The sequence below is a fragment of the Listeria grayi DSM 20601 genome, assembly GCF_000148995.1.
In the GTDB taxonomy this organism is placed as follows: domain Bacteria; phylum Bacillota; class Bacilli; order Lactobacillales; family Listeriaceae; genus Listeria; species Listeria grayi.
This window is the reverse complement of sequence record NZ_GL538352.1, coordinates 758,186-770,579: the sequence shown is the minus strand read 5'-3', so window position 1 is coordinate 770,579 and position 12,394 is coordinate 758,186. Positions and strand designations below refer to the sequence as shown.

Annotated in this window: 10 protein-coding genes; 1 reads left to right on the top strand and 9 read right to left on the bottom strand. The window is 42.7% G+C overall.

The window, feature by feature from the left end:
• From ptcA to HMPREF0556_RS03880, 3 genes are all read right to left on the bottom strand, one after another.
• Positions 1 to 1,023: a putrescine carbamoyltransferase gene (ptcA, locus tag HMPREF0556_RS03890; RefSeq protein ID WP_003755719.1), complete on the bottom strand. Its 1,023-nt coding sequence runs from the start codon at positions 1,021 to 1,023 to the stop codon at positions 1 to 3.
• Positions 1,024 to 1,569: 546 nt separating this feature from the next.
• Positions 1,570 to 2,088 (bottom strand): ClbS/DfsB family four-helix bundle protein, encoded by a 519-nt coding sequence (locus HMPREF0556_RS03885; RefSeq protein WP_003755718.1) that lies wholly within the window; start codon positions 2,086 to 2,088, stop codon positions 1,570 to 1,572.
• On the bottom strand, positions 2,085 to 2,540 hold the full coding sequence (locus tag HMPREF0556_RS03880) for a VOC family protein (RefSeq protein WP_050776985.1): 456 nt from the start codon (positions 2,538 to 2,540) through the stop codon (positions 2,085 to 2,087). The genes HMPREF0556_RS03885 and HMPREF0556_RS03880 overlap by 4 nt, the downstream gene beginning before the upstream one ends.
• 79 nt (positions 2,541 to 2,619) lie before the next feature.
• Between HMPREF0556_RS03880 and HMPREF0556_RS03875 the strand changes: the two genes are divergently transcribed.
• Positions 2,620 to 3,555 carry a helix-turn-helix transcriptional regulator gene (locus HMPREF0556_RS03875; RefSeq protein ID WP_040486454.1) on the top strand — a complete coding sequence of 312 codons (936 nt, stop codon included), beginning with the start codon at positions 2,620 to 2,622 and terminating at the stop codon, positions 3,553 to 3,555.
• 178 nt (positions 3,556 to 3,733) lie between these two features.
• Here HMPREF0556_RS03875 and HMPREF0556_RS03870 read toward each other — a convergent pair whose 3' ends face one another.
• The 6 genes from HMPREF0556_RS03870 to HMPREF0556_RS03845 form a co-directional block, all read right to left on the bottom strand.
• Positions 3,734 to 6,262: a YhgE/Pip domain-containing protein gene (locus tag HMPREF0556_RS03870; protein ID WP_040486453.1), complete on the bottom strand. Its 2,529-nt coding sequence runs from the start codon at positions 6,260 to 6,262 to the stop codon at positions 3,734 to 3,736.
• Between the two features lie 18 nt (positions 6,263 to 6,280).
• Complete coding sequence (locus HMPREF0556_RS03865) at positions 6,281 to 6,754, bottom strand: Rrf2 family transcriptional regulator (RefSeq protein WP_036103954.1); 474 nt, start codon at positions 6,752 to 6,754, stop codon at positions 6,281 to 6,283.
• Between the two features lie 120 nt (positions 6,755 to 6,874).
• Positions 6,875 to 9,262 (bottom strand): SF1B family DNA helicase RecD2, encoded by a 2,388-nt coding sequence (recD2, locus tag HMPREF0556_RS03860; RefSeq protein WP_040486452.1) that lies wholly within the window; start codon positions 9,260 to 9,262, stop codon positions 6,875 to 6,877.
• Positions 9,263 to 9,273: 11 nt separating this feature from the next.
• On the bottom strand, positions 9,274 to 9,945 hold the full coding sequence (locus HMPREF0556_RS03855) for a tetratricopeptide repeat protein (protein ID WP_040486609.1): 672 nt from the start codon (positions 9,943 to 9,945) through the stop codon (positions 9,274 to 9,276).
• A gap of 147 nt (positions 9,946 to 10,092) precedes the next feature.
• Positions 10,093 to 11,208 carry a tRNA 2-thiouridine(34) synthase MnmA gene (mnmA, locus tag HMPREF0556_RS03850; RefSeq protein ID WP_040486451.1) on the bottom strand — a complete coding sequence of 372 codons (1,116 nt, stop codon included), beginning with the start codon at positions 11,206 to 11,208 and terminating at the stop codon, positions 10,093 to 10,095.
• Positions 11,205 to 12,365, bottom strand: coding sequence for a cysteine desulfurase family protein (locus tag HMPREF0556_RS03845; protein WP_036103945.1), 1,161 nt, complete (start codon positions 12,363 to 12,365; stop codon positions 11,205 to 11,207). The genes mnmA and HMPREF0556_RS03845 overlap by 4 nt, the downstream gene beginning before the upstream one ends.
• Positions 12,366 to 12,394 lie beyond the last annotated feature (29 nt).

Sequence of the window (12,394 nt, the reverse complement as noted above, 5' to 3'; positions counted from 1 at the left end):
CTATTGCTTGTTCGGTGCCTTGCGTAGCAATAATTCCAGTTCGCTGTCATAATGGTCGCCCACTTTTTCAGAAGCTGGTTTAACGAACGGCTGCATAAAGTAAACTAGCAAAGCACGCATTGCTGTTAATCGATTTTCTGCTTCATCTAAAACCACACTGTAAGGTGCGTCGATCACTTCATCCGTCACTTCTTCGCCGCGCGTTGCTGGCAGGCAGTGCATAAATTTCACGTGTGGTGCCGCTTTATCGATCATTGCTTTATTGACTTGGTATTTTGGATAAAAAGCATTCATCCGTTCTTCTTCGGAAAGTTCAGCTTCGTACAAACCATACCAAACGTCTGTATAGATAAAGTCAGCATCCTTGATCGCTGTTTCCAAATCTTCTGTTACCGTATAGCTTCCGCCGGACACTTTACAGTTTGCTTCTCCAATTTTGCGATGTTCTTCTTTTAATTGGAAACCTTTTGGCCCGAATTGTACAAAATCCATTCCTAATTTGGTAGCCATGAACATCGTTGAAGCACATACTTGCGTCGCATCTCCGACAAAAACGATTTTACAATCCTCGATGTTTTTACCTGCTGGAAGATGTTCGATCATGGTAATGGCATCGCCAAGCTCTTGTGTGGGATGGTTGTAATCACTCATTCCGTTGATAACAGGAATAGAAGCGCTTTCAGAAAGCTCCACGACGGTATGATGGCGTTCAACGCGTGCCATTAAGATATCGACTAAACGAGATAGCACTTTAGCAGTATCTCCAACGGATTCGTGTCCACCCAATTGGATCTGACCAGGAGCTAGATATTGCGCATGTCCACCTAATTGTGTCATCGCTGTTTCAAAAGAGACACGCGTTCTCGTCGACGATTGTTCAAAGATCATCCCGAGTGTTTTATCTTTCAATAATTTCGGATAATGTCCATTTTTGATAGATTCTTTCATTTTTAATGCTAAATCGACCATAAATAAAATTTCTTCTTTGGAAAAATCTTTTGTGTCTATAAAATCCTTTACCATGTTTTCCACCTCGTTAGATTATTACAAGCCGGCTTGCTCGAGTAATCTGATTACTTGCTCATCATAATACAAGAATAAAATTTGGAAAAGCCTTTTCCAAGGTTTCGCAACAGACTAGAGAACCTTGTAACTCGTTTCATTTCGCGTAACATGTTATGCACATAAAAAAACAAGCCAAAAAGGCTTGTTTTAGACTGAAAAAAACATCATTTCAATCATTTTCGTGCTGTTTTCAGCTTGGCGAAAAATGATTAGATTTTAGGCAAAGTTGAGTACCGAAGCGGTGCGTACTCGTAACGCGTGAATCGGAACGCAGGCTTTAACGACGAAGATGATCGTTTTTCGCCAAGCTGAAACAAGCCAGAAAGGCTTGTTAGCAATAAGAACGGTTCATCTTTTTTTTCCGCGAATACTCAGCCAAATAATAAGGCCGATAATGATCACGATGACGCTAATCACCGAGATTGGTATAAAGACTTGAAAACTTAATGCAGCCAGCTCCATGAACGACTTCCTTTCTGCGTATGTATGAAAGGATTATATCACTTATTGAGCAGCAGGAGCCAGCTTTTTCCATTTTCTGATCTTCGGACGGAAATTGGTGAATGGTGCTACTGTATTGATATGCAACCATTTCACCACTGGCCACATTGCCTTCGTCGTTGCCCAATTTTTTTGTCCCGGCTCCATTAATTCACGCTCTGACAGCAACGAGACCCAAGCGCAGACTTTTTCCACCAATGCGGTCAATTCTGTTGTCATCTCTTGTAGAGTAGCAGCTTCATACCGCTTATAAAAAGATCGATACAGTCCTCCCAGATTATTCCATTTATAATCCGCTGTTGGAGTTTGAACATTTTTGCCTGCTTTTTCGTCTTCCTCCCAGCTCAATAGCAGATCTAGCCAGCCCAATTGATAAGCCAACATTTCTGCAGGAGTTTTGTCGACTTCCTCCAACCGAAGATCTTTCAACGCTTCGGGCACATTTTCAAATTCGGAGATAAATGTTTGATAGGCCGTTTGTATGGCTGCTACTAATTCTGCTCTATCCGCATAAGTTCTCATCTTTGTTCTCCTTCCGCCTGCACAGCGAACTGAATGATCACGCCAAATGGATCCTTTACAATCGCATATGCTTCGGCAAAAAAGTTTTTTCCTAAGGGAATAATGACTTTTGTTCGTTTATCCATTGTAACACGTTCATAAAAATCGGTCACTTGCGCTAAGGAACTGCTGTAGAGGCATAGTGATAGATTATTTCCTGTCACTACATCTGTGCCTTCATCCATCGTATCATCGATGATGGATAGCTCTGACGAACCGATTTCTAACACCGAATGCGAAACAAAATCTTTTTCTGATTCAGGAAATGTATATTCCGGATCCATTTTTGCTTGGATTTCAATATTAGTGATCTGGAACCGAACCTTTGCATCAAGATTTTTTTGGTAAAAAGAAATAGCTTCCTGCGCCTTTCCATTTAGAGATAAAAATGTAGTTACTTTTACATGCGCCATCATTAAATCCTCCTTCTTTTTGATAGTCTAAGTATATGCTATAATGGTGTCAAAATACGGCACCATCGGGAGAATTAAAATGAAAAAAGATGAACGCTTGATCCAAGAGTTACTATTTATCAATAGCCGTAAAAGGTTTAATCTGCGGGATCTTATGGAACGATTCGCTATTTCTAAACGGACAGCGCTACGCGACATCGAGGCGCTAGAACGGATCGGCGTGCCTTTATATTCCGAGCGCGGCAGTCATGGCGGTTATCATTTGCTGGAACATAAATTATTACCTCCAATCTATTTCAATGATAATGAGTTGCACGCGATTTTTTTCTCACTCCAATTATTGAAATCATTGCTTGTGACGCCTTTTGAACAAGATTACCAGCAGATCAAAACAAAACTATTAGCGGTACTCTCCCCACCTCAGCAAGAAAAGGTCCTGTTCGCTGACCAGATGATCCGCTACACCGGAATGGAGCAACATCAAGAGTCGCCGCATCTCAAAGCTCTTTTTGACGCGATTTTTCAAAAGCAAGTCATTGTGATTACCTATACACGCTATCATACAGAAATTCGCGAGATCCAGCCACTGCAACTACAAACAATAGATGGTAACTGGTACTGTTCCTGTTATGACCTCACTAAACAGGCCTTTCGGATTTTTCGTTGTGACTTTATCGAATCTGTAGAACAGTCATCGAAGGCGGCGCTTGTGTTTACACCGGAAGAGCTGGAACATCGCTATCAGGACCAGTTGCGTGCTGATCGTCCCTATCGCTTCCAAGTCCAACTTTATCCAGATGGAGAAGAACAATTTTATAAACGGCATTATGCGAATATGAAGCTTGTGCGCACCTCCGATGGCACTTACATAGAGGGTACTTTCGGCAAACAGGAAATTCCCTTTCTAGTTCGTTATTTTTTATCATTCGGGAAAACGATCTCGATACTCGAACCAAGCGAATTGAAAAAGGCTTATACAGCTTATCTTAGGGAATTGCTTGATCGCTGTGAGTGAAAAACCCTTGTCCTATTATACTGACAAGGGTTTTTCGCTTAATTATGCTACTGCTTCTTCTTGAGATATTTTCTTGCGTTGTCCACGGAAAAAGAGAATGATAAGCAGGTTGAATACAATAGCTAACGTAATGATGATAAACAGATCCTACTGGATGCTTCCGCCAATGGAGAGCGTATTACGTAGCGCATCGACGGAATACGTCATTGGTAAAAATGGATGGATCGCTTGGAAAAAGCCATTGGAAAGTTGAACGGGATACGTTCCTCCTGAACCGCCAAGTTGCAAGATCAAGAAGATCAGCATCAAGAACGAACCGGCTTTTCCTAGCGCAAGGGTTAAAGAAGCAGATAATCGCCATGAACATCAACGACGTGGCTACTAAAACGCCGAATGTTTGCAAGATCGCCACTGGTTCTAAACCATTCACAAATGTCAAGAAAATCACCATTAAGAGCGCTTGTAAGATTCCGACTGCTCCAAGAACAGACATTTTGCTCGCCCACCAACTGACGCCGTAACGCGGATATTGTTTTGGCGAATAAATGTTATACATCATATTCAATGTGATCCCGCCGACAAATAGTGCCAGTGACATCATATAAGGTGCCATTCCTGTCCCATTGTTTACGACTTTCGCTAATTCTTCATGTTTGGTTTTAACTGGTTTTGCCATCATTTGATAGGTTTTATCAGTTGGATGGAGTTGGTTGATCTTTTCCCCGCCAGTTTGCAGATTAGTAGCAATTTGCTGGTTCCCATCAACGATTTTTTTCATATTTTTCTCTATTTCGGAGGAACCGGCTGCCAATTGCTCAGAACCGTGGTGAATACCGGTTGCCCCGTTATCCAATTGATTTACTCCAGCCGTTAGCGTGCTGCCCTTAGCTTGTAAAGTCGCTAAGCCGGTTTGTAGATTGGCTGCCCCAGTCGCCAATTGCGCTGTTCCATTAGTCAGTAGCGGTACTTTGGCATTAAGAGTAGTCAAACCGTTATCCAGTCCAGAAGCTCCGTTTTGCAAAGCTCCCGACTTAGCCACTAATGTACGGCTTCCTTGCGCAAGTTTGCTACTGCTACTTTCGAGTTGGGAAACGGAACTCGTTAACTTCGGTAGTTGTTGATTGGCCTGTTTTACAGCGCTGTGAGTCGTTTCTAAACCTTGGTTCAATTGAGCAGCACCTGTTAAAATACTTTTCCCTGAACCGCCTATAGCTGATGCAATTTGCTGATTAGCTGTCAGTAGTTGTTTAGTTCCGCCATAAATGCCAGGTTGTGCGTCTGTTCCCGAATAGCCTGCTTGAAGAGCAGCAGCTGTTTGAGCCACATCACGGACTTGCTCTGTAAGTTTTGTTGTGGAAATATTGGTCTGTAGTTGATGAACTGATTGATTCGTAGTTCCTTGTTGTTTTTTCAAAACCGCAAGTTTTGCTTTTAACGCTTGCATACCGTCCGCATCCAAGTCACTTTTATCTGCTAGCAGATTGTCGATTTCTTGGAGTGTTGCCTGTTCTTTGTCACTTGTTTGGACAGCAGATTGGATGCTTTCCTGGGAAGTGGCGATTTGTTCATTCAAAGTTTGTAGTGTGCTCGTCAATGCTGGAATCTTTGCTTTAGTCAGTGCAGTCATTCCCTGCTTCAACTGTTCCAGCCCCTCTGATAAACGAGCAGTTTGCGCTTTCGCTTCTTTGCTTGTTAATTTTGTATTCAAACTGGAGACTGCATTTTCCAATTGCGAACTGCCGGTCTGCAGTTTTGCGATGCCGTTCTCTAAATGGCTGGATTGCTTTTCCATTTGCGGCATTCCTGTATTTAGCTGCATTAAGCCATTATTCAGTTGATCCATACCTGAGCCAACTGTTTTTACACCGCTGACAAATTGGGTTGTTCCCGTCGCTAATTCATCGGCTCCTCCGGCCAAGGCATCGACTCCTTGTGCAAGCGGGGCTGTTTGTGTGGCAAGTTGTTTCGTTCCTGATGCTAGTGTGCTGCTGCCTTTCGCAACTTTGCCCACGCCATCTTGATATAAATCGAACCCTCGCTCTAATTTGGCGGTTCCCTGTTGGAAAGTAAGTGTACTATCCGCTAGCTTTTGTAAATTCGCAGTCAGAGCTGCATTTCCTGATTGAATTTTCCCGCTACCGTCTGCCAATGTTTTATTTGCTTTTCCAGCCTTTGTAAAACTGCTGCCAACTTCTTTGAATTGTCCGAATACGCTTGTCGCATAGATTTCTGTCACTTGTGAGGCAATACTGTCTTTCAGCGCTGTTACTGCATTTCCCATAAATTTTGATGCCGTGAAGTTGTGCCCAGCCATCGTTTGATAGTTGATCGTCATTTTCTTTGGATCGTCTTTCAGCAGAGTGGTTGCATTTTTGGAAAAGTCCTTCGGGATCGTGATCACCATGAAGTATTTACCACTTTTTAATCCTGCTGCTGCCTTCGCTTCTGTGGGGAACCGAAAATCCAGTTTCCCATCTTTACGCATGTTTTTTTCCATTTCATCGCCGATCGCCATTTTTTTGCCATTCATTTTTACGGGCTTATCGTGATTGATAACCGCTACCGGTAGTTTCTCCATTTTTCCATATGGATCCCACATGGAGCCCAAAAAGGTGACTGTATAAATGGATGGAATGAAACACATCACACACAATACGATTATTAAGAGCTTTTTATTAAAAATGCTCTTCCATTCTGCTTTGATCAACTTGATACCTTCCTTCTCTTACTTTCCCTTAAGTGGGATTTCTTTCCAATCTACACCCTTATTGATTTGTTCGGTATTCATTAATAACTGTGAAAATTTGTATTGTCCCAATCGTATTTTAAATAATTCTTCTGCTTCAAAAAATACATTTAAAATCTCGCTTTCTTTCGCTTCGATGATATCTTCGTACAAGAAAACTTTTGCCGCTAAGTTTGTCGAATGGATAAAACTTTCTTTTCCTTCGATTGCTTCATAGATATCTAACATCGTAAAATCCTCGGCTTTTTTTGCTAAAATAAAGCCACCGTCTTTTCCAGCTTCCGAAGTTACCAGGCCTGCAACGACTAATTGCCGCATCACTTTTTTTAGATAAGAATCGGAAATCCCAAGACGTTCACTGATCGTGTAGCTTTTTAATGGTTTTGCTTTATCCTGGGTTTCTAACATAATGAGAATACAGATTGTCTGCTCAATGCCATTTTTCAGTTTCATGAGTCGCTCCTTTCGTGGATAAGTTTTATCTATGGATATATAATATCTCTTATTAGAGAAGATAGCAGCTTTTTTTGCAAAAAAATAACGCATCAGTGAAATCCACTGATACGTTATTTATCATGCGCTCGCGAATTGCTCCGGTGTTATTCCTTCCATTCCGATCATCGGATCGATTTCTTCCACATTTGTCATGGTCAGGACTTTCAAACTGCTTGTTTCATCGAGCAACACATCTTCGCTCACAAGTCTGTCATATAACGTGGTATTGCGTGTATGCTCATTGATTCGTTCGACACCTGCTCGAAAAGCTTCTTCTTCGCCGCATATAATCAAAAACTGACTACTTCTTGTAACGGCTGTATACAAGAGGTCGCGTCGTAGCATCCGGTAATAGCTTTTCACGACCGGCATGATGACGATCGGGAATTCACTCCCTTGCGCTTTATGGATCGAACAACAATACGCATGCGTGATCTGCGTGAATTCCTGCCGATAATACGTCACTTCGGTCTGATCGAATTCCACAACGATCATATCTTGTTTTTCTGTATTTTCTTTTGCATAAATAATCGAGACGATTTCGCCGATATCGCCATTAAAAACATTTTTTTCCGGCTGATTGACAAGTTGAAGCACTTTATCATGTATCCGATATTTGATATCGCCGAAAGCAACTTCTTTACGCTTACCCGTATCATTTGGATTAAAGATTTCCTGCAGCTGGCGATTCAAAATATCGATCCCGGCTGGACCGCGGTACATCGGTGCCAGAACTTGAATGTCCTTCGCCCGAAATCCCTTTGCTTTGGCATTTTTGACCACTTGTTCTACGACGTCACTGATTTGACCAACTTGGCAATGAAAGAAAGAGCGGTCTGCGCTGTTTTTCGTAAAATCCGGAGGTAATTGCCCCTCTTTGATCGCATGCGCCATTTCAATGATCGAAGAGCCATCCTTTTGGCGGTAAATATCAGTCAGTTCCACTGTTGGGAGCTGTTTCGATTCAAGGATATCTTTCAGCACTTGACCTGGACCGACTGACGGCAATTGATCCTGATCGCCTACCAAGATAACTTGCATATGCGCAGGAAGTGCGCGAAAGAGCTGGTTCGCCAGCCACACATCGACCATCGACATTTCGTCCACGATAAGCAAGCGTCCATCGATAGAGCGTTCTGATTCATCATCCAAGTTCTCTTGCCCATTCATGCCAAGCAAACGGTGGATCGTCATCGCCGGAAGTCCAGTCGATTCCGACATTCGTTTAGCCGCTCTGCCAGTTGGGGCTGCAAGCAGGATAGGAAAAGCCGCGCCATCTTTATAGGCATGCGGATCTAAGCTAAGGCCATGCAGTTCCGCAAATAGTTCGACGATCCCTTTGATAACCGTTGTTTTCCCAGTACCCGGACCACCTGTAAGTGCCAGCATCGGTGACATCAGCGCTTGTCTGATCGCTTCTTTCTGCGTTTCTCCAAAAGAAACCTGCAAGCGCTCCTCTAATTCTCCGAGTGCTAACAAAAATTCTGATTCTGGAAACTGCTCTGCATATTCAGTTTGTTTCATTATTCGCTTCACATGGTAGGCAAAACCGCTTTCCGCAAAATAGAGAGAAGGTAGATAGATCCGTGTGTTTTCCCTTATCAATTTTTGTTCCTCTGCTAAGACAAGCAGTTCCTTTGCTACTTCCTCATGCGAGATCGTTACCGGTTCACTTTCTTGGAGCAAATGGATCACTTCTTGGATAAGCGGCTCTTCTTCCATATATACGTGCCCTTGCTGCATACTGATCTGATCCATTGTATAAAGCAAACCTGCGCGAATACGATCAGGATGCGCACCGCTTAAACCGAGCTTACGCCCCAGTTCATCGGCACGCTGAAATCCGATCCCACGAACATCTTCAATCAACCGGTAAGGATTTTTTTCGATCACCTCGATCGCATCTTGTTTATAAGCCTGATAGATACGCATGGATAGCTGAGGTCCAAACCCATATTCATTGAGCTTGACCATGACATGTTCCAGACCTTGATTTTCCCGAAGTGTATCGATCAATGTCAGCGCTTTTGCTTCTGGTAGTTTCGGGACATTATCCAGCAGCGAGGGATCCGCTAAGATCCTACTGATCGCGTCTTTTCCAAGTGTATCAACGATGTTTTCCGCAATAACCTTGCCGATACCCTTAAATAGCTCTCCAGATAAGTAGCTGATGACGCCTTCCCGTGATTGCGGCATTTCTTTTTGAAAACGCTCGGCATGAAACTGCTGCCCGAATTTCGGGTGCTCCTTCATTTTTCCGTAAAACAGATATACTTCTTCTTCATGTAAGGCTGGGAAATAACCGGTAACGACGATGTCCCGTTCATCCCAATTCGTGTTCGTATCTTTTACTAGCAAACGAACGACAGAAAACAAGTTATCAGCATTATGGAAGATCGTGGATAAAATAGTCCCTTTAATAAATAATTCTTCTGGCTGTTCTAATAAAGAGCCTTGTTCTTCCATCATTGATCCTCCTAATCGTTGTTTTCTTTTTCCATTTCTTCGATCGCATAAAGCGCTCGAAGTGCCAATTCGTGATTGCTGTCAGAGGCTACGGCGCGTTCTAGGTAGTCTTTTCCGACTACGAGATCGCCCTGCCATGCTAAATAGACGGCACCAATATTATAAAGGCTGTCTGCGTCATCCGGTTTTAATTCTAACGACTTCTCAAGTGCGCCGATCGCTTCTTCATAGACTTCTGATTTCGCAAGTGCAATACCATATTGGAACCATGCTTCTCTATCTTCTGGAGCTAGTTCGACGCTCCGCAATAAATAGGGAATCGCCAGTTTATTTTGCTCTAATTGTACAAAGGACATTCCTAGCATAAAGTAAAGATCGCCATTTTCCATTCCGTTCTTCTGCGCCAATGTGAATGTTTCTGCCGCTTTTTGATAGCGTTCCAATTCATAATATAAACTACCCAAGCTGTAATAAGCAGCAGGAATCGTATTGTCCAGCTCCAAAGCTCTATTGAAAAACAATTCTGCCCGTTCGAAGTCATCCATGGAAAGCAGAACGTTCCCGAAGTTCAAATAACCGATCGGCTCTTCTGGATTTTCTTCGATCACTTCTGTAAATGTTTTAACCGCTTCTTCTAGTTTTCCTTCTTGCATATATGTAATACCTAATTGATTTTTATCCATAATAACCCCTTTTTCCAAGTTTCTTTCTTTTATTTTATCATAAAAAAGAAAAGTAGCCATGCGATTCCTCTTGAAATGTAGAGAAACATGGTGATCGTCCTTTTTTCAAAAGAAAAAGTGGTTATCATTATTGATAACCACTCTCTTTTAACCTACATAATCCAATTGTTTTTCATTTTTATAAACAGTGTCGATCGTGGCACCACCCAAACAGATATCACCATCATAAAAGACAACGGCTTGTCCCGGCGTGATCGCACGAACTGGTTCGTCAAAAACGACTTTCGCTGTGCCATTTTCTGTTAGATAAACTGTGACGCCTGAATCGACTTGGCGATAGCGGAATTTCGCTGTACAATGAAATACCATTTCTTTCGGGCGGTTCGATGTGAACGATACATCTGTAGCGATCAGCATGTCAGAATACAAACTGTCATGATGGAACCCTTGTTCCACGAACAACACATTATTTTCTAAATCTTTACCAGCCACAAACCAAGGTTCCCCGTCTCCGCCAATGCCTAAACCATGGCGTTGACCGATCGTATAGTACATCAAGCCATCATGCTTGCCCATCCGCTTGCCTGTCAATGTGCGCATTTCCCCAGGTTGTGCAGGCAGATATTCGCTCAAGAATTGTTTAAAGTTGCGTTCTCCGATAAAGCAGATCCCCGTGCTATCTTTCTTATTCGCAGTCGCTAAGCCGGCTTTTTGTGCAATGTCGCGCACTTCCGATTTTTCCATTCCACCAAGCGGGAACATAACTTTAGAAAGTTGTTCTTGGGAAAGTTGATTTAAAAAATAAGTTTGATCTTTATTATTATCTACTCCGCGAAGCAATTGCACTTCGCCATCCACGATTTCAGTGCGTGCATAATGGCCGGTAGCAACATAATCTGCGCCTAAGCTTTCCGCATGTTCCAGAAAAGCTTTGAATTTGATTTCTTTGTTACACATAACATCAGGATTTGGCGTTCTACCTAACTTATATTCAGCCAGGAAATAAGTGAATACTTTATCCCAATACTGCTTTTCAAAATTGACCGCATAATACGGGATACCGATTTGATTAGCTACGCGGATAACATCTTCATAATCTTCGGTTGCTGTACAAACGCCGAATTCATCTGTGTCATCCCAATTTTTCATAAATATACCAACGACATCATATCCTTGCTGTTTCAACAGGTAGGCTGTAACGGACGAATCAACGCCGCCTGACATCCCGACTACAACGCGGATATTACTGTTATCTTTCACTATTTTTCACTCACTTTCTTTTTCAGCCGTTTTACGATCCCGACTACTTTTTCTGCTGCGTATTCCACTTCTTCTAACGAATTTCCCAACCCAAAACTGAATCTGACTGTTTCCTGGATACCGGGATGCTCTTCGCCATAAAGCGCTACGAGTACATGAGAAGGATCGACAGTTCCGGCTGTACAAGCAGAACCACTTGACACAGCGATGCCTTCCATATCCAGATTCATTAATAGCTGTTCGATCGACACATCCGGAAAGCGAACGCTGAAGACATGTGGCAAGGTAGAGGCACTTGCGCCATTTACGCTGAAGTCTATCCCATTTTCGCGCCAGAACTCGGCCATTCGTTGTTTAAAGAATAGATAATCTTCGGTTTTCGCTGCGCGTTCTTTATGGATGATTTTTTGTGCAGCGTTCATCCCGGCAATGCCGGCTAAGTTTTCAGTTCCAGCACGACGCTTGCGTTCTTGTTCACCACCGTGGAATGGATATTCTAATCTTACACCATTTTTACAGTATAAGAAGCCGATTCCGCGGGGGCCATTTATTTTATGGGAAGAGGTAGATAAAAGATCAATACCCATCGCTTTTACATCGATCTCGGCAAGACCATACGCTTGAACAGCATCCGTGTGAAAAACAGCCTGATGTTCCGACAACAATTCGCCGATCTCACTGATTGGCTGAATTGTGCCGATCTCGTTATTTCCGTACATGATGCTGACTAAGATCGTATCTTCTCGCAATGCTGTTTTAAGCTCTTGAAGTTCGATCACTCCCTCGCTATTGATCGGCAAGTAAGTAACTTCAAACCCTTTCGTCTCTAAAAACTCACATGCGCGAAGAACAGCATGATGTTCGATAGTAGATGTAATGATATGTCTGCCTTTTTCTTGATTAGCATATGCAGCGCCGATCACAGCGGTATTATCACTTTCAGTACCGCCACTTGTAAAAATAATCTCTTTCTCATCCGCATGGATACTTGCTGCTATCTCTGCACGGCATTCGTCGAGCACCTTACGTGCTTCTCTTCCAGCAAAGTGGATGCTGGATGGATTGCCATAGCTGCCAGAAATTGCTCCAAGCATCGCCTGCACGACTTCTGGATGAATCGGACTTGTAGCTGCATGGTCCAGGTAAATTCTTTTTTCCACCAAAATCGCTTCCTTTTTTGTCATCAATT